We start from the raw sequence: 20,519 nt of genomic DNA, 5'->3' as shown, positions 1-20,519 counted from the left end.
ACAAGCACATGAGCACCCCCCGCGTTGTCATCATTACAGGTGCTGCAGGCGGCGTCGGCCGCGCCATGCTGGTGGAGTTTGCCGGGCGCGGCGATCTGCTGATCGGCGTCGATGTGGCGCAAAGCGGCCTCGCCGATGCGGTGAGGGAATTCGGCGACCAGCATCATGCTTTTGAGTGCGACCTCTCCGACGAAGCCAACATCATGGCCCTGTTCAATGAGATCGATGGGGTCGTCGACCATGTCGACGTGCTCCTGAACAACGCCGCCGTTGGCCCGACCATGCAGCCGACGCTCGAGACCGACATGGCCGGGTTTCGTAAAGCCATCAGAACCAATCTCTACGGACCCTTCGTGATGGCGCGCGAGGCGGCTCGGCGGATGCCCGCAAACGGCGGCGCCATCGTCAACACGGCCTCGCTCGCCGGCGTTCTGGGCAATCCAGGCCGCAATGCCTATGCCGCCTCGAAGGCGGCGCTGATCTCGATGACCAAGTCGCTGGCCTGCGAATGGGCGGCGCGCAAGGTGAGGGTGACAGCGATCGCGCCGGGCTACATTCGCACCCCGATGGTCGCAGCGCTTGAGCGCGAGGGAAAAGCGGATCTGTCGCTGGTACGCCAGCGTATCCCGGTTGGCCGGCTCGGGCGTTCCGACGAGATCGCCTCCGTCGCGGGCTTTCTCGCTTCCGACGCGGCGCGCTATGTGACCGGGTCGGTGGTGGTGGCCGATGGCGGCTGGATGTCGTTCAACCAGCCTGGAACCGCCCATCCGCCGGTCGATGGAACGCCGGCGGCCGAGCTCGCACGGCCTGAACCCGCAGCAGACCCGCGTGTTGTTGTCGTCACTGGCGCGGCCAACGGCATCGGCCGGGCGATCGCGGAGCGTTTCGCCGAAAACGGCGATCACGTCGCGCTGATCGACTGGGACGGCGAGGCGGTGCGCAACGCGGTCGAGGCGCTTGGCGACGAGCATATCGCCATCGAGGCCGATATCAGTTCCGAGACCTCGGTCGCGGGAGCCTTCGCACAGATCGCCGAGCAGTACGGCCATGTCGACGTGATGATCAACAATGCCGCCATCGCCGATGTGTTCAAGCCGGCGATGGAGCAGGATACGGCTGATCTCGGCCGCGTGCTCGACGTCAATCTCGCCGGTTCCTTCATGTGCGCCAAGGCGGCCCTGGCGCTGATGCAGGGCAGGGCGGGGGTTATCCTCAACATGGGCTCGATCAACACATTCCTGCCGTTCGCGCCGCGCCATGCCTATGGCGCGTCGAAAGCGGCAATCGACATCCTGACGCGCTGCTTCGCCGCCGAACTCGGCCAGAAGGGCATCCGCAGCGCCACGCTGGCGCCGGGCTATATCCGCACTCCGGGCGTCGCCGCGCTCGAGCAGTCGGGCAAGGTCGACAGCGATGCCATCCGCAAGCGGATCCCGCTCGGAGACATGGGGCGTCCCGAGGACATCGCCGAGGCCGCGCTGTTCCTGGCATCCCCGGCCGCGTCCTATATCAATGGCGGCATCCTCTATGTCGATGGCGGCTGGACCTCTTTCGGCAATGCCGGACAGGCGTCCGACGGCGGGCAATAGGGCCGACGACAAACGGGGGATCACCCGGCGCGCGCTCCAGGTTCTGCAAGGAACTTCACATCTGTGAAACTCTCCTTCAGATGAAGGTTTTCCTTCTCATCGCGCGCTCAGTGCCGATAATCTGAATGTGGACTGCTGGGAGGCATTGTCCGCGGTTACATGGGAGGAGACTGGTATGCAGGGCCTTATGCAGGCGCAGCCGCTTATGATTTCTAGCTTGCTTGAACATGCGCGGCGCTACCATCCGGACACGGAAATCGTTTCGAAGACCTGCGAGCAGACAATAGTCCGCAGCAACTACCGGACTTTGTCGCATCGCGCCAAACAGATGGCCCAGTCGCTCATCGCCATGGGCGTCAAGCCCGGCGACCGCGTCGCCACGCTTGCCTGGAACACCCATCGTCACTTTGAGCTCTATTTCGCCGTCTCTGGCATCGGCGCGGTGCTGCACACGGTCAACCCGCGGCTGTTTCCCGAGCAGATCGAGTACATCCTCAACCATGCCGAAAGCGGCGTGCTGTTCTTCGACATCACCTTCGCAGATCTGGTCGGCGATCTGACGCCAGCGCTGCCGCACGTCCGGCGCTTCATCGCCATGACCGACGCGGACCACATGGCCGGAATGCCCGCCCAGGCGGAACCCTACGAAGACCTGATCGCGCAGCAGGACGGCAATTACGAATGGCCGGTGTTCGATGAAAACGCGGCATCTTCGCTGTGCTACACCTCCGGCACCACCGGCAACCCGAAGGGCGTGCTCTACAGCCACCGCTCGACCTATCTTCATTCCCTGCTGGTCTGCCAGGTGGACGGCCTGCAACTGAGCAGTGCCGACAGCACCCTGCTCGCCGTGCCGCTGTTTCATGTCAACGCCTGGGGCGTGCCCTATGCATCTGCCTTGTGCGGCGCCAAGCTGGTGCTGCCGGGACCGCATCTGGATGGCAAGAACCTCTACGAACTTGCCGTGGAGGAGAATTGCAGCTTCAGCCTCGGCGTGCCGACGGTCTGGATGGGTTTCTTCAAGCACCTCGAATCCGATCCTTCAGCCGATCCCTCGCGCCTGTCGCTCAAGCGAGTCGTCATCGGCGGGGCCGCGGCGCCCCGCACCATCATCGAAAAGTTCCATGGCATCGGCGTCTTCGTCATCCAGGCCTGGGGCATGAGCGAGACCAGCCCTGTGGCCACCATCGGCAATCTCCTGCCCAAGCACCGAGACCTGCCGATCGAAAAACAGGTCGACATCCAGGTGCTGCAGGGCCGCGCCATGTGCGGCGTCGAGCTGCGCGTGATTGGCGAGGACGGGTCCGAAATCCCGGCCGGAAGCGGCCAGTCCGGCGATCTGCAGGTGCGCGGCCCCTGGGTCACCGCCGGCTATTTCCGCGGCGAGGGCGGCGATGTGCTCGACAAGGACGGCTGGTTTTCGACCGGCGATGTCGCCCGGCTCGACACCGACGGCTACGTCCAGATCACCGACCGCTCCAAGGACGTGATCAAGTCGGGCGGCGAATGGATCAGCTCGATCGATCTTGAGAATGCCGCGATGGCGCATCCCGAAATCGAGGAAGCCGCGGTCATCTCGCGCCCGCATCCGCGCTGGCAGGAGCGGCCGTTGCTGATCGTCGTGCGCAAGCAGGGTTCGGAGGTCACCGGTCCCGAAATCCTCGAATTTCTCGCCGAGCGCGTCGTCAAGTGGTGGCTGCCCGATGACGTCGCCTTTGTCGACGAGCTGCCGCACACCGCGACGGGGAAACTGCAGAAGATGAAACTGCGCGAACAGTTCGCCGATTACGTCCTGCCGGCCTGACCGCGCCGCGAGCGCTCGACCCATTCGCATTTCCACGGAGGCACCATGCCCGAAATCATCCTTGAAGACCCGGACGGCACATTCGCCATGCTGCGCGACAGTGTTGCGGCCTTCGCCCAGCGCTTCGACGGCGCAAGGGCGCTCAGAGCGCGGCGTGGTGCGGGCCGGGATCTTGATCGCGACATCTGGTCGGCCATGGCCGAGGCCGGCTGGCTTGGCCTGATGCTGCCCGAGGATATCGGCGGCGCGGGCCTTGGCATGAGCGAACAGGCGATCCTCAGCGAGGCCCTGGGCCGGGCGCTGATCACCGAGCCGCTGGCGCAGCTCTCGGTGTTTTCGGGCACCCTGCTTGTCGGTGCGGAACCGAGCGCCGAACGGTCACGGCTGGCCGAAGGACTGACCTCGGGCTCGCTGGTCGTTTCTCCCGTCTGGCAGACCACCGATGGCGGATATGCCGTGGTCACCGCGACCGCAGATGCGGCCGGGCTGACGCTTTCAGGCACGGCCGATCTCGTCGTGGCGGCGGCGTCGGCGGATGTTTTCCTGGTGCTCGCCCGGTCCAATGACGAGCGCATTCTGATCAGCGTACCGGCGGGAGCCGAAGGCCTCGCAGTGTCGGAACGGCCGACAGTCGATGGTGCCACGTTGGCGCAGGTTCGGTTTTCCGAATGCCACGTGGCTACTGAACAAGTTCTGGCGCGCGGCCTGCTTGGCAATGGCCTGCTCGATGACGCCATCCAGGCGACACGGCTGACGCTGGCCGCCGAGCTCGCCGGGGCCGGGTCGAAGGCGCTCGAAGCCACGGTGGACTACACCAAGGAGCGGGTGCAGTTCGGCAAGCCGATTGCCAGCTTCCAGGCGATCCAGCACCGGCTGGTCGACATGTGGAGCGCCGCCGAATTCTCCTGCGCGGCCATCGTCAATGCGCTCGAGCGACTGACCGACGAACCGGGCAAACCTGCGGCGCTTGCGGTGCTCGCCGCCAAGGCCCGCGCCGGCGATGCCGCCATCGACATTACCCGCAAGGCCATTCATCTGCACGGCGCCATGGGCTTCACCGATGAATGCGACATCGGGCTTTTCATGAAGCGCGCCGTCAACCTCAACGCCACCCTTGGAAACCCTGCGCAGCTCAGGCTGCAATTCGTTGCGCTCGAGCGCGCAGCCTGAAGGAACCGGACATGGAAAACAATCTGATCAAGACCGTCATCAAGGACCATATCGCCGTCGTCACCATGGACGCGCCGCCGGTCAATGCGCAGAGCCGGGAATTCGTCGAGGAACTGATCTCGGTCTTTGACGAGCTCAACGAGACCCCGGGCGTGCGGGTGGTGGTGCTCACCGGCGCGGGCAAGTGTTTCTGCGCCGGCGCCGACATCAAGTCTCGCGCCAAGGTTGGCCAGGGCGTGCCCGGCGACACCAACCGGCATCTGCGCCGCGCCCGTGAAGTCGGCTTCGTCATCATCGAGATGAACATCCCGGTGATTGCCGCCGTCAACGGCGTCGCGCTCGGCGCCGGCATGGGGCTTGCTATCTGCAGCGACATGATCGTTGCCTCCAAGAATGCCTCCTTTGGCCTGCCGGAGATAGACATCGGCCTGATGGGCGGCGTCCGCCACACAATGCGCGTCTTCCCGCAGGGCCTGACCCGCCGGATGGTGCTCACCGGCTGGCGGGTGCCTGCGGAAGAACTCTACCGCCGCGGCCTGATCGAGGCCTGCGTCGAGCCCGAGGAGCTGATGGACACCGCAATGGAAATTGCCCGCAACATCGCGTCGAAGAGCCCGGCCGCGATCCGCCTTGCCAAGCGTGCCATCAACACCGTCGAGACCATGGGACTGAAGGACGGCTACCGCTTCGAGCAAAACCTGACGGTCGAAATGACCCGGCACGAAGACAGCAAGGAAGCCATGCGCGCCTTCGTCGAAAAGCGCGCCCCGGTGTTCAAGGACGAATTGTGATGGCCGAGCAGCAGGACTGGAACAGCCTCTCCGACGCCGAGTTCCGGCAGATCTTCCGCAGCTGGGTGGACGAGAACTGCCCCATGCGCTTGCGCAACATGCGCAAGCAGCGGCCGGTGTTCGATGAGGTCGCTGACTGGTACCACGCGCTGGCGGAAAAGGGCTGGCTCTCGCCGGTCTGGCCACAGGAATACGGCGGAATGGGGCTCAATGCCGCCAAGCACATCATCTATGTCGAGGAATGGGCCCGGCTCGGCTGCCCGCGCATTCCAGACCACGGCATTGGGCTGGTCGGTCCGCTGCTGATCGAGTTCGGCACCGAGGCGCAGAAGGCGCATTACCTGCCGCGCATCCTTTCGGGAGAGGATGTCTGGTGCCAGGGCTATTCCGAGCCCGGGGCCGGCTCCGACCTCGCCAGTCTGCGCACCGCCGCGGTGCGCGAGGGTGACAGTTTCATCGTCAACGGCCAGAAGATCTGGACCACGCTCGCCCACTGCGCCAACTGGATCCTGCTTCTCACCCGCACCTCGCGCGACGAGGAGGTCAAGCAGAAGGGCATCACCGTGCTGCTGGTCGACCTGACCTCGCCGGGCGTCACTGTGCGACCGATCGAGAACTTGCGCCAGGAAGCCGATTTCTGCGAGGTGTTCTTCGAGAATGTCCGTGTCCCGGCGGAAAACCTGGTCGGCGAGGTCGACAAGGGCTGGAACCTCGCCAAGGCGGTGCTCGGCCACGAGCGTATCTTCCTCGGCGCCCCTTCTCGGCCCGAAGTGGCACTTTCCCGGCTTGAACAGCTCGCCGAGGCGCGCGGTGCCTTCCAGGATCCCGCCTTCGTGGCCCGTTACGCCCGGCTCCGGCTCGATCTCTACGATCTCGGTTCGGCCTTCGAGCGTTTCGCCAAACAGTTGCGCGACGATGGAACGCTCGGCGCGGATGTGTCGGTGCTGAAGATCTTCTGCTCCGAGCTCTACCAGAAGATCACCGAGGAAACGCTTGATATTGCAGGCGAAGAGGCCCGCTTTCTCGACGATCTGCCGGCCGGAAACGGTGAGGTCGACGCGATGAACCTCTATCTCGATTCCCGCGCACTGGCGATCTTCGGCGGCTCGAACGAGATCCAGCGGACAATTCTGGCCAAGGCCGTGCTCGGGTTGCCATCCTGATGTGCTGCAAGGGAGGAAAGACGGATCATGCAACACACTGAGCAGCAAAGTCCGGCGGAGGCAGGTTCTCCCGCGCCCGAATACGCCCTTGAAGCCCGGGGCATCAGCAAGTCCTTCGGCGGCTTTTTCGCGGTCAAGGATGTCGACCTCAAGATAAGGCGCGGGTCGGTGCACGCGCTGATCGGGCCGAACGGTGCGGGCAAGACCACCTGCTTCAACATGCTGACCAAGGCGCTGCAGCCGACCTCCGGGCAGATCCTGCTCGAGGGTCGCGATATCTCGCGGCTTCCGACCTCCGAGGTGGCGCAACAGGGCCTGGTGCGCTCATTCCAGATTTCCGCGACGTTTCCGCACCTGACCTGCCTTGAAAACGTCCGCGTCGCGCTGCAGTCGAAATATGGGCGCTCCTTCCATTTTTGGCGCTCGCTGCGGGCTGTCTCCGAGCTCAACGAGCGCGCGATGGCGCTGCTCGGCGAAGTGGGACTCAGCGACAGCGCTGGCCTAGCCGCCTCCGATCTCTCCTATGGCAAGAAACGCGCGCTCGAGATCGCCACCACGCTGGCGCTCGATCCCTCGGTGATGCTGCTCGATGAGCCCACGGCGGGCATGGGGCACGAGGATGTCGAGCCGATCACCGAGTTGATCGCCAAGGTCGGCAAGGACCGCACCATCGTCATCATCGAGCACAACCTGTCCGTGGTCTCCAGCTTGAGCGAGCGCATCACCGTGCTCAAGCAGGGCGAAGTCCTGACCGAAGGCACCTATGCGGAAGTGTCCAGCAATCCGGATGTGATCAGTGCCTACATGGGAGGCGTCGATGAACTCTGAGACCGCAAAGGCCCCGCTGCTTCAGGTTGAGAACCTGAACGCCTGGTACGCGGAATCCCAGGCCCTGCATGGAATGAATTTCGAGGTTCCCGAAGGCGAACTGGTCACCTTGATCGGCCGCAACGGCGCGGGCAAGTCGACAACGCTGCGCTCGATCATGGGGATCGTGCGCAAGCGCAAGGGCTCGATCCGGTTCAGGGGCGCGGAACTGATCGGCAGGCAGACCTACGAGATCGCCCGCCAGGGTATAGCCTACTGCCCCGAGGAGCGTGCGATCTTCGCCTCGTTGTCGGTGCGGGAAAACCTCGGCCTGCCGCCGGTCCTGAGTGCCGGTGGCTCCTCCGACGAGGAACTGCTTGAACAGTTCCCCAATCTCCGCGCCCGGCAGAACAGCATGGGCACCATGCTCTCGGGCGGCGAACAGCAGATGCTGGCAATTGCCCGGATCCTGCGCACCGGCAGCCGTTTCCTGTTGCTCGACGAACCAAGCGAAGGTCTGGCACCTGTTGTCGTCAAGGAGATCGGCCAGCAGATCCTGAGGCTCAAGCAGCGTGGCTACACCATCCTGCTGGTCGAGCAGAACCTCAAATTCGCGCAGATGGTCGCCGACCGGCACGTCGTGGTCGAGCACGGCCAGGTCGTCGATGTCCTGGCGGCAGATCAGCTCCAGGCCAACATGGCCCGCGTCAAAACCTATCTGGGAGTGTAAGCGGCGATGTTCGACGGCATTTCAATCCAACTCCTCATGGGCCAGCTGCTGATCGGTCTGATCAACGGTTCCTTCTACGCCATGCTCTCGATGGGGCTGGCGATCATCTTCGGCCTGATGCATGTGGTCAACTTCGCCCACGGCGCGCAATACATGCTCGGCGCCTTCATCGCCTGGCTGCTGCTCAACACGCTTGGCATCAACTACTGGGGCGCGTTGTTCATCGCGCCGGTGGTGGTTGCCATCTTCGGCATGGTGATGGAGCGTCTGGTGCTCAAGCCGATCCATCATCTCGACCATCTTTATGGCCTGCTCGCCACCTATGCGGTGACGCTGATCGTCGAAGGATTGATCCGCCAGCAATACGGCTCATCGGGATTGCCCTATTCGTCGCCGATCCCCGGTGGCGTCAATCTGGGCTTCATGTTCCTGCCCTGGTACCGGCTCTGGGTGGTGCTGTTCTCCTTTGCCATGTGCCTTGGCACCTGGTACCTGATCGAGCACACCAAGCTCGGAGCCTATCTGAGGGCCGCCAACGAAAACCCCGAAATCGTCGAATCCTTCGGCATCAACGTGCCCAGGATGATCACGCTGACCTACGCCTTCGGCGTCGGTCTGGCGGGGCTGAGCGGGGTGCTGGCAGCACCGATCTACCAGGTGTCGCCATCGATGGGGTCGAGCCTGATGATCGTCATCTTCGCGGTCGTGGTGATTGGCGGCATGGGCTCGATCATGGGCGCCATCCTGACCGGCTACCTGCTCGGCGTGGTCGAGGGCCTGACCAAGGTGTTCTACCCAGAGGGCGCCAATCTGGTGATCTTCGTCATCATGATCCTGGCTCTGATTTTGCGTCCGCAGGGCCTGTTTTCAAAGAAGGAGGGCGCGTGATGAGCCGCTATCTTGGCCTCGCCGCGATCCTCGTTCTGGCGCTGATCGCACCGTTCTTCGTCTACTCGGTGACGCTGATGACGATCCTCGTCTTCGTCATCTTCGCGTCCTCCTTCAACCTGCTTCTGGGCTACGCTGGACTGCTCAGCTTCGGCCAGGCTATGTTCTTCGGCACCGCGGCCTACATCACCGGGCATATCCTCAAGACCACCGGCGTCTCGCTTGAGATCGCGATCATCGGCGGCATGCTGATCGGCGCCGTGATGGGCTTCCTCGTGGGCCTGGTCGCTGTGCGCCGCTCGGGCATCCAGTTCGCCATGATCACCTTTGCCATTGCGCAGTTCGTCTACTTCCTCTTGCTGCAATCCGAGTTCACCGGCGGCGAGGACGGGATGCAGCGCATTCCGCGCACCGAGATCTTCGGTTTCATCGACCTGTCGGACAATTTCTCCTTCTACTATTTCGTCCTTGCCGTGACCGTTCTGTCGATCGCGTTTTTCTACCGCGTCGTCCATTCGCCCTTCGGCGAGGTGCTCAAGGCAATCCGCGACAACGAGCCAAGGGTGGAGTCGCTGGGCTTCAAGCCCGACCGCTACAAGCTTGTGGCAATGACGCTCTCGGCCGGCATGGCCGGGCTGGCTGGCGGCCTGAAGGCCACGGTGTTCCAGTTCGCCACCCTGACGGACGTCTCGTGGCACGTCTCGGGCGAGGTCATCTTCATGACGCTGCTTGGCGGCCTCGGCACGCTGACAGGCCCGATGGTCGGCGCCGGAATCGTCATCGGCCTCAACGACCATCTGGCGCAATTCGGCGAATGGGCGCTGATTTCGCAAGGCGTCATCCTGCTCGCCGTCATCCTGTTCTTCAGGCGTGGCGTGGTGGGCGAACTCGGCGCATTTGTCCGCCGTTACAAGGCCGGAGGGCGCAAGTGATGCGCCCTGGCCGGCGCAATGGTGCTGTGTGGCTGCTGCCCGCCGCCACTCTCCCTTTCAAGACCCGCATTTCAAAAGTCAGACCGGAGGTATCGAGATGAACGCCAAGACAGGAAACCCGGCCACCAGACACGTGGACATCATCGTAGTTGGCGCTGGCTTCGGCGGCATGTACGCCGTCTATCGCTTTCGCGAAATGGGCAAGAACGTCCTTGGTATCGAGGCCGGTGGCGATGTCGGCGGCGTCTGGTACTGGAACCGCTATCCCGGCGCGCGCTGCGACCTGATGAGCGTCGACTACAGCTACGGCTTCTCCGACGAGATTCAGCAGGAATGGAGCTGGTCGGAACAATTCGCCGCCCAGCCGGAAATCCTGGCTTACGCCAATTTCGTCGCCGACAAGCTGAAGCTGCGCGACAATTACCTCTTCGACACGCGGGTCGAGAGCGCGGTGTGGGATGACAAGGCAAAACTCTGGCGCGCCACGCTCGAAAGCGGCGAGATCGTCGAGGCGCCCTATTGCATCATGGCGACGGGCCCCTTGTCCGTCCCCAAGGATCCGGAGATCGAAGGGATCGGCAAGTTCAGGGGCCAGATCTTCAGGGCGCAGAAATGGCCGCATGAGAAGGTCGACTTCACCGGCAAGCGGGTCGGCGTAATCGGCACCGGCTCTTCCGGCATCCAGATCGTGCAGGAAGTCGGCCGCCAGGCGGGCGAACTCTATGTCTATCAGCGCACGCCCAGCTGGAGCCTGCCGATGCGCAACCACGCGATATCGGACGAATACCAGGCCGAGATGAAGGCCAATTACCCCGGCATGCGGGCGGCGATGCGGCTCAACCCGACGGGCGGCACGCGGCCCGTTACCTCCAGGCCCTACTTCAGCCTGCCGCCGGAGCAGCGCCTCCAGACCATGGAACAGGCCTGGATCAATGGCGGTCACACCTTCCTCGGTTCGTTCTCCGATCTCCTGGTCAACCAGGCGGCCAACGACCAGGTCGCCGAATTTGTCCGCGGCAAGATCGATGAAGTCGTCGACGATCCGGTCACGGCAGAGGCGCTCAAACCCCGCGGCTATCCGGTCTTCGCCCGCCGGCCCTGTCTCGATACCGAGTACTACGAGACCTACAACCTGCCCAATGTCCACCTCAAGGACTGCCTCAAGGATCCGATCGTCGAGATCACCGAAAACGGCATTCGCACCGAGGCCGGCGAGGTCGAGCTCGACATGATCATCTTCGCCACCGGTTATGACGCGCTCACCGGCGCGCTGATGGCGTTCCGGGTCGAGGGCCGCGACGGCCGCTCGATCAACGACAAGTGGCAGGGCGGCGCCCAGTCCTATCTCGGGCTGATGGTCGAAGGTTTCCCCAACATGTTCCTGACCTGCGGTCCCAACGGGCCGGCGGCACTCGCCAACATCATCACCATCAGCGAACACGATGTCGACTGGATCGCCGACTTGATCACCCACATGGAAGACAACGATCAGCGCGTCGTCGAGGCGACGGAGGCGGGCGAGGCGCGCTGGATGGATGTCGTCGTCAATCTTGCCGCCATGTCGCTGGTGCGAAAGGCCAAGACCTGGTGGGTCGGCGCCAATGTCGAGGGCAAGTCGCAGGGCCTGACCATGTTCATCGGCGGTTTCAACAAATATGCCGAAGCCTGTGCCGCGGCCAAGACCGGCGGCTACCCCGAGCTCGCTTTCGAGCCGGCGCGGCAGAACGCCGAAGCCTGACAACGATGTTTCGGGCAGCATCCGGCCAGATTCCGGCTTGCCCGCGACCCGATACAGATTGAAGGAGGTGCAGCGTTGAGCGCACTGTTTCAGCCATTTGAGATGGGCGGCGTTTCGCTCGCCAACCGCATCGTCGTGTCGCCGATGTGCCAGTACAGCGCCGTCGAGGGGCTGGCGCAGCCCTGGCACCTGATCCATGTCGGCGGGCTGATGCTCTCGGGCGCCGGCCTTGTCATCATGGAAGCCACCGCCACCGAGGCGGCGGGGCGGATTACCCACGGCTGTCTCGGGCTCTACACCGACGAGCACGAGGCGGCGCTTTCGTCGCTGGTCTCCGAGGCGAGAAAACTGTCGGATGCGGCAATCGGCATCCAGCTCGGCCATGCCGGCCGCCGCGCTTCCTGCCGATCGATCCGCGATCGCAACAAGGGCGAATCGCTGCCACCGGAGGAGGGGGCCTGGCAGACCTTCGGTCCCTCCGCCTTCGGCTATGACGAGACCTGGCACACGCCAAAAGCAATGGATGCGGACGACATTGCCCGCGTAACACAATCCTTTGTCGACGCCGCCGTCCGCGCCGGCCGGGCCGGCTTCGATGTTCTCGAGATCCACGCGGCGCACGGCTATCTGCTGCACCAGTTCCTGTCGCCGGTCACCAACCACCGCACCGACGCCTATGGCGGCTCGATGGAGAACCGCATGCGGTTTCCGCTCGAAGTGGTGCGCGCGGTCAGGGCGGTCTGGCCGAAGCAAAAGGCGCTCGGCGTCAGGGTCAATTCCACCGACTGGCATCCTGACGGACAGAGTATCGACGAGGCCGTCGCCTTTGCCCGGCAACTCGAAGCGCTGGGTGTCGACTATGTTGTGATGTCGGCGGGCAACCTGGCGCCCGGATCGAAGATCCCGGCGGCCACCCCCGGCCATCAGGTCGATTTCGCCACGCTGATCAAGAAGCATACGAGGCTTGTATCCATGGCCGTCGGGCTTATTGCCACGCCGGAGCTCGCCGAAGAGATTGTGAGCGAGGAAAAGGCCGATCTGGTGGCCATTGGCCGGGCCATGCTCGACAATCCCCGCTGGGGTCTGCATGCCGCCGCCCGGCTTGGCGTCGATGTCGACTACGCGCCGCAATATCTGCGCGCCCGGCCCAACAACTGGCTCGGCTTTCCGTTGGTTCATCCCGACGCGCAACCGGTCAAGGCCACCCGCCAGGTCGACCGGCCCGCATCAGGTGCAGGTTGGGACCGGCCAGCAACATAGCCATGGTTTGCCCGGAACTGACCAGGGCGGTCAGGGCCGCAAAACCAGTACCTCGCAGATCGATCCGGCCCTGGCCGCGGGCGCGAAGGGCGGCCTGATGATCAGGCAGCGGGCGTCGGCGAACACCGTCATCAGCGAGGAATCCTGCTGCGCCGACGGGATGGCAAACAGCCGGCCTTCTGCATCGATCTCAAGATCGCCGCGCAGATAGTCCTGGCGCTGATCGTTTTCCGGCAGGTCATTGCCAAGCCGCGCGGTTCTCTTGCGGTCAGGGTCGGGCCGTCCGGCCAGCCGCGCAATCAGCGGCTCGAGGAACAGGTGCGCGCAGACCAGGCTCGAGGCCGGGTTTCCAGGCAGCCCCAGCACCCGCAGCTTGCCCAGATTGCCCGACATCAGCGGCTTGCCCGGCCGCATCGCGATCTTCCAGAAATCGAGCGCCATGCCGCGGCCGGTCAGCGCCTTCTGGACCAGGTCATGGTCGCCAACCGAAGCGCCGCCGATCGTCACCAGCACGTCGACCTCGTGCGCCAGCGCCGTATCCAGCGCCTCGTCGAGCGCGTCCAGCCGGTCGGCGGCAATACCGAGGTCGATGACGTCGGCGCCGGCACCGCGCGCCAGCGCGGCGATACCGAAGGTGTTCGAAGCGATGATCTGGCCCGGGCCAAGTGTCTGGCCCGGCAGGCGCAACTCGTCGCCGGTGGCAAGAATTGCGACCCGCGGCTTGCGGATGATCGGCAGCTCGGCATGGTTCATCGCTGCGGCGAGCGTAATGGCGCCTGCATCGAGCACGCGGCCTCTTGCGAGCCCGGTTCTGCCTTCCGTGAAATCGACGCCGGCGGGCCTTATGTTGCGACCGGCCTCGGGGGCTTGCATGACCAGCACCAGACCGTCATCGAGCCGCTCGGTATCTTCCTGGATCAGCACCGTGTCCGCGCCCTCGGGCACCGGGGCTCCGGTAAAAATGCGGATGGTCGAGCCCGGGGCAAGGGGGGCGTCGAATCCGTGGCCTGCGGCAGATTCACCCTGCAGCCTGAGTTTGGCGCCGGTCACCGCCTCGCTCGCGCGCACTGCGTAGCCGTCCATCGCCGAGGCTGCGAAGGGTGGCTGTGTCCGCAAGGCCAGGAGATCGCGGGCAAGAACGCGCCCGCCGCCTTCCGCGAGAGGCAGAATCTCGGTGTTGGCCGCGGGGGCAGCGCCGTCCAGGATCCGCGTCAGGGCTTCGTCAACCGGCATCAGCGCCATGATGTTTCCTTCAGGTGTCGAGTTTCCAGTCGCCGGATTTTCCGCCCGACTTCGCCAGCACCTTGATGCCGTCGATCTCCATGCCCCGATCCACCGCCTTGGCCATGTCATAGATGGTCAGGCAGGTCACGGAGACGGCGGTGAGGGCCTCCATCTCGACCCCTGTCTTGCCGGTGAGCTTGGCAAGCGCCCGCACGCGGAGGCCCGGCAGTGCCTCATCTGGCTCGATCTCGACGCTGACCTTGGTCAGCGCCAGCGGATGGCAGAGCGGAATGAGATTGGCGGTCTGCTTGGCGGCCATGATCCCGGCGATCCGTGCCGCACCGATCACGTCGCCCTTCTTCATGTTTCCGGCCAGAATCAGTGCGAGTGTTTCTGGTTTCATCCGAACATGGCCGATGGCCTCGGCAATCCGGACCGTGTCGGCCTTGTCGCCGACATCGACCATGGCGGCCGAGCCGTCCTCGGCAAGATGGGTCAGGCGCGGGGGGCTCTCGTCAGCCATTCATTCCGCCGCCGCGTTTGCGACCGCGCCGGTCAACAGCGCCTTGGTGGCCGCCGTCACGTCGGCCTGCCGCATCAGGCTTTCGCCCACAAGGAAGGTGGAAACGCCTGATTTTTCAAGCCGCTGGCAGTCGGCGAACGAGCCGATTCCGCTTTCGCCGACCAGGATCCGGTCACTGGGCACCATCGGCGCCAGCCGCTCGGAATTCGTCAGCGACACCTCGAAGGTGCGCAGGTTGCGGTTGTTGACGCCGATCAGCCGGCTGTCGAGCTTCAGCGCCCGTTCCGTCTCGGCCTCGTCATGCACCTCGATCAGCGCCGCCATGCCGAGCGCATGCGCCTCGTCTTCGAGCCTTCTCGCGTCATCGTCGTCGAGCGAGGCCATGATGATCAGGATCGCGTCGGCGCCCCAGGCGCGCGCCTCGTGCACCTGGTAGACATCGAACATGAAATCCTTGCGCAGCGCCGGCAGGGCGCAGGCAGCACGTGCGGCGGTCAGGAATTCAGGCGCACCCTGGAACGACGGCGCATCGGTCAGCACGGAAAGACAGGCCGCGCCCCCGGCCTCGTAAGCGCTGGCCAGCGATGGCGGGTCGAAATCCGCGCGGATCAACCCCTTGGATGGACTGGCCTTCTTGATCTCGGCGATGAGCCCGTAGCCGCCGGCACGGTGCTTTGCCTCGATCGCCCCGATGAAATCGCGTGGGCTGTCCGCATCGCGGGCGCGCGCCTTGATCTCTTCAAACGGGATGGCGGCCTTGGCAGCGGCGATCTCATCGCGCTTGTAGGCCTCTATGCGGTTGAGAATATCGCTCATCGTCTCACCCTGCCTTCGGTGCCGGCGCATGCGCCTGCGACACGCTCACCAGCCTGCTCAGCGCTTCGAGTGCTGCGCCACTGTCAATCGACTGTGCGGCGATGGCGATGCCTTCGCGCAAGCCCTGGGCTTTCCCGGCGATCACCAGCGCGCCGGCGGCATTCAGCACCGCGATGTCGCGATAGGCGTTCTTCTCGCCTTCCAGCACCCGCTTCAGCGCCGCCGCATTGGCGACGCCGTCGCCGCCCTTGAGCTGGCTCAGCGGAACCCGGGTCAGGCCAAGCTCTTCCGGGGTAACCTCGAATGTGCGGATCTGGCCGTTCTCCAGCGCATGAACCTGGGACACGCCGGTGGTGGTCATCTCGTCAAGGCCGTCGCCATGCACCACCCACACTGTCTGCGAACCGAGATCGCGCAGCACCTGTGCCAGCGGATCGAGCCAGTGCGCTGAGAACACGCCCAGCAACTGCTTCTTCACGCCGGCCGGGTTGGAGAGCGGGCCAAGCAGGTTGAAGATCGTGCGGGTGCCGAGTTCCACCCGGCTCGGTCCGACATGCCGCATCGCCGAATGATGCGCCGGGGCGAACATGAAGCCGAGGCCAGCCTCCTCGATACAGGCCGAGATGCCTTTCGGGGCAAGCTCGAGCGAAATCCCGAGCGCAGAAAGAGCATCAGCCGTGCCTGACTTCGAGGACAGAGCCCGATTGCCATGCTTGGCCACCTTGACCCCGGCGCCGGCGGTGATGAAGGCCGCCGCCGTTGAAACATTGTAGGTGCCCGACGCATCGCCGCCGGTTCCCACGATATCGACTGCATCGGCGGGCGCCTTGACCGGCAGCATCTTCTCGCGCATCACGCTGACCGCGCCGTAGATCTCGTCGACGCTTTCGCCGCGGACCCTGAGAGCCATCAGGAAGCCGCCGATCTGGGAGGGCGTGGCGTCACCCGACATCATCACGCCGAATGCAGAGCGGGCTTCGTTCCGGTCGAGCGCCTGACCGTCGGCCACCTTGGCGATGAAGGACTTCAGATCAGCCATTGCGGTCGACCCCCGTTTTCGTGTTCCTCAGAATGCCAGCGCGCGTTCGGCCAGCTGACGGTTGACCGACACGCCGTAGTCGGACTGAAGCCGCGCAACCATCTGGTCGAGAATGTCGTCGGCGATCTGCTGAGACACCTGGCGCCGCTGTTCGACCGAGACCGAATCCGCGGTCACGGTTGAGGCGTCGTTGACCGAAGTCACCTTGAGCAGGATCCGGTTTTCCCCCGACGCGTCATTGGCAACCTCGACCAGGCCATTCGGGCCCGAGAAGGCGGACGCCACCGCAGCCTCGCCAAATACGGCGTCCGCACCGTCGCGGGTCAGCGCGTATTTGGTTTCGACGGCAACCGCCAGTTCTTCGGCGATCGCGGAGAGCTCGGCGCCCTGAGCCAGACGCTCCTTGAGCGCCGTAGCCCTGGTGCCAAGCGCTTCAGCGGTCTTCATTGCGGTCCAGTCGGTGACAACCCGGTCGCGCACCTCGTCAAGGGTGCGGTCCCTTGCTGGCGTGACGTCATTGACCTCAAACCAGACAAAGCCTTCGGCGCCAATGTTGATCGGCGGTGTTTCGACGCCGGTTTCGGCCTCAAAAGCGTCGCGCAGCAGCGCCTGCGATTCCGGGATGTCGCGCACGACGGTTCCGTCAGGCGTCTGGCCGCTGCGGTCGATGGCCTCGACCGTTACCGGGGTGAGTTTCTGCTGTGCCGCCGCTTCTGGCAGCGTCATGCCGCTCGCACGCGCATCCTCGTAGGCGTCATGCACGTCGAGCAATACCTGCGCGGCCTCCGCCAGCGCCAGTTGCTCACGGATTTCGGCTTCGACTTCTTCGAAGCTCTTGGAGGATTCAGGCGTGACCTCGGAAACCCGGAGGATGACCGGGCCGAACTGACCGTCGACCACCGGTGTGGTGCCGCCGGCCTCGCTCACCGCAAAAACCGCTTCAGCCAGAGACTGATCGGGCACCGTATTCCTGGCGAAGCTTCCGATCCGGACGTCGCTGGCCGTGCGGCCCTGTTCGGTAACCAGTTCGTCAAAGCTCTTGCCGTCGGCCAGCGCTGCCGCGGCGGCATCGGCCGCCGCGCGATCGGCAAACACCAGCTGGTCGATGGTCCGGACCTCCGGTGTCGTGTAGCGATCCTTGCGTGCCTCGTAGTCAGCCCGTGCCGCCTCGGCAGTGATTGCGGCCGGATCGGCAATATCCTCGTTTTCGAGTTTGACATAGGTGATCTTGCGGTACTCGGGCGCGGCATAGCGAGCCTTGTTTTCCTCGAAATAGGAAGACAATTCGCTTTCGCTGGGCGCTGCCACGGGATCGATGCTGGATTTTGTCAGCAACAGGTAATCGACGTCGCGGGTCTCCGCATCATATTGGGCGAATGCCGCAATGAGCGCCTCGGGCGCTGAGAAGCCGTCCGACACTGCCTCGACGATCTGGGTGCGGACGGCCACCTGGCCGCGGCTCCTGAGATAGTCTTCCTCGGTCATGCCCGCGGAACTGAGCACGCGGCGAAAATTGTTGCGGTCAAACCTGCCGTTGAAGTCATGAAAGGCCGCGTCCTCGGCGATCAGCGCAGCGAGCCGGTCATCGGAAAGACCGAGGTTCATCAGCCTTGCCTGCTCGTCGAGAAGCGCGCCGGCGACCAGCTGTGAATAGACCTGGTTCTCGATGCCGAAGGCTCGGGCCTGCTCCGTGGTCAGACGCTGACCAAGCTGGCGGCTCACCACGGCGACCTGACGGTCGTAGGCAAGGCGGAATTCGTTGGGCGTCACCACGGTTTCGCCTACGGTGATCACCGCATTGCTGCCCGCGTTCAGGATCGATCCGGAGATGCCCCACACGCCGAACGACGCAACCAGCAGAATGAGGAGGAATTTGGCAACCCAACCCTGGGCACCCTTACGCAGAATATCAAGCATCGAAGCTCCTGAGGCATCAACATTATCGGTCTCGGATCGGCATGGGAGCCAGCCCGAGATCTCTCACCCGACCCTTTAGACCAAACCGGTGGCGAAATGAAGAGCGGGCAGGTCGATTAACAAGCCTCCGGAGCAGCTGCTGATCGGGGCGGGAGCGGTGGCGGTTGCGCGGCAGATCTGCTTCCCGAAGCGGACTGCGTATCCGGCCGGGAGCCGTCCGGGGCAGAAAAGTGCGGCTGCAGTCTAGGTGGTCGTTGCCAACAAAACGCCTCCCTCAACCAGTACGTCACCGGGCCGAAATTAGCTGTTTTTCAATACATATGGTGTCAAATGTAGATCCGAAATATTGTAGTCACACTTTCATGAAGCGTTCCGTGGTTCAGTTGCAAAACAGTGAAAGCATCGATCCCGCAGCAACGGTGATCACCAAGATGCGGGAGCAGGGAATCTCCTCGCTGCCGCGCAACTACGCGCTTGTGTGGGAATTTCTCAACACCTCGGACCCGGCCTTTATCCGCGAGTTTGGCGCTCTCGGACGTCGTCCAAGTCAGACCCAGCTTGATGAGATAGGCAAGAAGTTCCTGCCGCATCATCATGGTGTGAGGGTCGTGGAAGAGACCCGGGAGCGTATCTCCGATGAGATGAAGGGTGTGATCCGCCTTCTCAGGCAGGATCGCGCCGAAAGGCAGCGTTATTCCAACCTGCTTGACGACACCTCGTCACGTGTTTCCGGCAAGCCCGAGTCCGGCCCCAATACCGTGGATGCACTGGTCAAGGCTCTTTCTTCGGCGACAGGGGACACGATGGGAAAAGCCCAGGATGTTGTCCGTCAACTCGTCGAGTGCGCCAGTGAGATGGCTCAGGTCAGATCGGAACTGGAAGAGTACAAGCGCCTCGCCACCATTGATGCCATCACCGGCCTGTCCAACCGGCGGGCCTTCGATGCGCGGCTGGCTGATCTTTACAACCACCAGCAGAGCGATGGCCAGCACGCTTTGCTGGTCGCCGACATCGATCACTTCAAGATGTTCAACGACACCTATGGTCACCAGGTCGGAGATCGCGTGTTGAGCGTTGTGGCGAACGTGATGAAGAGTTCGCTTGGCGACGACGTGTTCGTTGCCCGTACCGGTGGCGAGGAGTTCGCCATTGTTCTCACTGACACAAATCAGGAAATCGCCACGGGCATAGCGGATCGCATCCGCCTCGTCATCGAGAAAACCGCGCTGAAAAACCACTATGACGGCCTCGATTGCGGCCGTATCACGATCACGCTCGGTCTTTGCATGGTGCACAACGCCAAGACCGCCGAGGAATTGTACAGCAATGCGGACATGGCCCTTTATGAAGCCAAGAACAATGGCCGCAACCAGATCAAGGCATTCGACAGAAAAATGAGGATGAAGAAGGTTTTCCGTTTGAAGCGCTGACTTGCCGTTCATGCCGTCTCGTCCCGCCGTGTTGATGCCGAGAAACGGTGTGCCTTGGCGTCACCTGGGTACAGGAGAATGGCGCTGGATAACACGGGTGACGGTTTCACTGCCGTCAGAGGCGGCGCATGCACTCCGTGTCAGTGGAGCAGTTGACGGAGAGGATCTTGGTTGATGGAAGCTGAAATGGGCTGCGTTGAGCACTTTTGGCGGAAGAAGGGAATGGGGCATGGATTCTAACGCCTCGAGTGCTACCGATCTGACCGGAGAAGCCTACAATCGCAATTCCGATGTGCGCTATGGTGCCCATTGTCCCGGCATCATCGAGCTGATCTTCAAGGACGGCAAGCATTTCATGGCGCTCACCGGCGTGATCGTCAACCTTTCGGTAACCGGCTGTCTTTTTTCCAATGACAAGATGCCATGGTCCAACCTGGAAGGTCGCAAGCCGGGAGATTCCCTGTTTGATATCATCAATGAACGTTGCCACATGTATGTTCCCTGGACGGGAACCCATTGCACAGCCCGGATCAAGCGTGTCGGTTCCTTCATCATCGGCGTGCAGTTCGATCAGGAGCTCAAGGAGAGCCTCGTCCGGTTGATCGCGAGCCTTGAGCCCGGACAGAACAGGCGCCTGCGGCCAAGGGACAGAGGCCGATACAACCGCATTCTCCCAATTTCCCGCAGGTAGGGTTCAC

18 protein-coding genes are annotated in these 20,519 nt (G+C 63.5%); 13 read left to right on the top strand and 5 right to left on the bottom strand.

Features of this window, described 5'->3' with window-relative positions; translation table 11 throughout:
- Positions 1 to 8 precede the first annotated feature (8 nt).
- From SPHINGO391_RS11020 to SPHINGO391_RS10970, 11 genes are all read left to right on the top strand, one after another.
- Positions 9 to 1,589, top strand: coding sequence for a glucose 1-dehydrogenase (locus SPHINGO391_RS11020; protein WP_152008874.1), 1,581 nt, complete (start codon positions 9 to 11; stop codon positions 1,587 to 1,589).
- Between the two features lie 175 nt (positions 1,590 to 1,764).
- Complete coding sequence (locus tag SPHINGO391_RS11015; RefSeq protein ID WP_152008873.1) at positions 1,765 to 3,393, top strand: long-chain-fatty-acid--CoA ligase; 1,629 nt, start codon at positions 1,765 to 1,767, stop codon at positions 3,391 to 3,393.
- A 45-nt stretch (positions 3,394 to 3,438) separates the two neighbouring features.
- Entirely contained in the window at positions 3,439 to 4,563 is a 1,125-nt protein-coding gene (locus tag SPHINGO391_RS11010; RefSeq protein WP_152008872.1) for an acyl-CoA dehydrogenase family protein, read from the top strand.
- A gap of 11 nt (positions 4,564 to 4,574) precedes the next feature.
- Positions 4,575 to 5,354 carry an enoyl-CoA hydratase/isomerase family protein gene (locus SPHINGO391_RS11005; RefSeq protein WP_152008871.1) on the top strand — a complete coding sequence of 260 codons (780 nt, stop codon included), beginning with the start codon at positions 4,575 to 4,577 and terminating at the stop codon, positions 5,352 to 5,354.
- On the top strand, positions 5,354 to 6,517 hold the full coding sequence (locus SPHINGO391_RS11000; protein WP_152008870.1) for an acyl-CoA dehydrogenase family protein: 1,164 nt from the start codon (positions 5,354 to 5,356) through the stop codon (positions 6,515 to 6,517). The genes SPHINGO391_RS11005 and SPHINGO391_RS11000 overlap by 1 nt, the downstream gene beginning before the upstream one ends.
- Before the next feature lie 27 nt (positions 6,518 to 6,544).
- Positions 6,545 to 7,345, top strand: a complete 801-nt coding sequence (locus SPHINGO391_RS10995) for an ABC transporter ATP-binding protein (protein WP_152008869.1) — start codon at positions 6,545 to 6,547, stop codon at positions 7,343 to 7,345.
- Positions 7,335 to 8,054, top strand: coding sequence for an ABC transporter ATP-binding protein (locus tag SPHINGO391_RS10990; RefSeq protein WP_152008868.1), 720 nt, complete (start codon positions 7,335 to 7,337; stop codon positions 8,052 to 8,054). The genes SPHINGO391_RS10995 and SPHINGO391_RS10990 overlap by 11 nt, the downstream gene beginning before the upstream one ends.
- A gap of 6 nt (positions 8,055 to 8,060) precedes the next feature.
- Positions 8,061 to 8,942, top strand: coding sequence for a branched-chain amino acid ABC transporter permease (locus SPHINGO391_RS10985; protein WP_152008867.1), 882 nt, complete (start codon positions 8,061 to 8,063; stop codon positions 8,940 to 8,942).
- The gene (locus SPHINGO391_RS10980) at positions 8,942 to 9,874 is read left to right on the top strand and encodes a branched-chain amino acid ABC transporter permease (RefSeq protein ID WP_152008866.1); all 933 of its coding nucleotides are present in this window, start codon (positions 8,942 to 8,944) and stop codon (positions 9,872 to 9,874) included. The genes SPHINGO391_RS10985 and SPHINGO391_RS10980 overlap by 1 nt, the downstream gene beginning before the upstream one ends.
- A gap of 97 nt (positions 9,875 to 9,971) precedes the next feature.
- Positions 9,972 to 11,612 carry an NAD(P)/FAD-dependent oxidoreductase gene (locus SPHINGO391_RS10975; RefSeq protein ID WP_152008865.1) on the top strand — a complete coding sequence of 547 codons (1,641 nt, stop codon included), beginning with the start codon at positions 9,972 to 9,974 and terminating at the stop codon, positions 11,610 to 11,612.
- Between the two features lie 75 nt (positions 11,613 to 11,687).
- The gene (locus tag SPHINGO391_RS10970; RefSeq protein ID WP_152008864.1) at positions 11,688 to 12,872 is read left to right on the top strand and encodes an NADH:flavin oxidoreductase/NADH oxidase; all 1,185 of its coding nucleotides are present in this window, start codon (positions 11,688 to 11,690) and stop codon (positions 12,870 to 12,872) included.
- 30 nt (positions 12,873 to 12,902) lie between these two features.
- Here SPHINGO391_RS10970 and glp read toward each other — a convergent pair whose 3' ends face one another.
- From glp to SPHINGO391_RS10945, 5 genes are read right to left on the bottom strand one after another with little or no spacing between them, the layout of a single operon-like run.
- Positions 12,903 to 14,114, bottom strand: coding sequence for a gephyrin-like molybdotransferase Glp (gene glp, locus SPHINGO391_RS10965; protein ID WP_152008863.1), 1,212 nt, complete (start codon positions 14,112 to 14,114; stop codon positions 12,903 to 12,905).
- 10 nt (positions 14,115 to 14,124) lie between these two features.
- A complete protein-coding gene (gene moaC / locus SPHINGO391_RS10960; RefSeq protein ID WP_152008862.1) occupies positions 14,125 to 14,619 on the bottom strand; it encodes a cyclic pyranopterin monophosphate synthase MoaC in 495 nt (164 codons plus the stop codon).
- Entirely contained in the window at positions 14,620 to 15,435 is an 816-nt protein-coding gene (trpC, locus tag SPHINGO391_RS10955) for an indole-3-glycerol phosphate synthase TrpC (protein WP_152008861.1), read from the bottom strand.
- Positions 15,436 to 15,439: 4 nt separating this feature from the next.
- Positions 15,440 to 16,474: an anthranilate phosphoribosyltransferase gene (trpD, locus tag SPHINGO391_RS10950; protein WP_152008860.1), complete on the bottom strand. Its 1,035-nt coding sequence runs from the start codon at positions 16,472 to 16,474 to the stop codon at positions 15,440 to 15,442.
- 27 nt (positions 16,475 to 16,501) lie between these two features.
- A complete protein-coding gene (locus SPHINGO391_RS10945) occupies positions 16,502 to 18,391 on the bottom strand; it encodes a peptidylprolyl isomerase (RefSeq protein ID WP_152008859.1) in 1,890 nt (629 codons plus the stop codon).
- 254 nt (positions 18,392 to 18,645) lie between these two features.
- On the opposite strand from SPHINGO391_RS10945, the gene SPHINGO391_RS10940 reads away from it, so the two are divergent.
- Positions 18,646 to 19,821, top strand: a complete 1,176-nt coding sequence (locus SPHINGO391_RS10940) for a GGDEF domain-containing protein (RefSeq protein WP_152008858.1) — start codon at positions 18,646 to 18,648, stop codon at positions 19,819 to 19,821.
- 229 nt (positions 19,822 to 20,050) lie between these two features.
- Positions 20,051 to 20,512, top strand: a complete 462-nt coding sequence (locus SPHINGO391_RS10935) for a PilZ domain-containing protein (RefSeq protein WP_152008857.1) — start codon at positions 20,051 to 20,053, stop codon at positions 20,510 to 20,512.
- Positions 20,513 to 20,519: the final 7 nt, after the last annotated feature.

The sequence above is a fragment of the Hoeflea sp. EC-HK425 genome (assembly GCF_902498795.1).
In the GTDB taxonomy this organism is placed as follows: domain Bacteria; phylum Pseudomonadota; class Alphaproteobacteria; order Rhizobiales; family Rhizobiaceae; genus Hoeflea; species Hoeflea alexandrii.
Note: the sequence above shows the minus strand (reverse complement) of the source record. Positions and strands in the feature narration are given on the sequence as shown.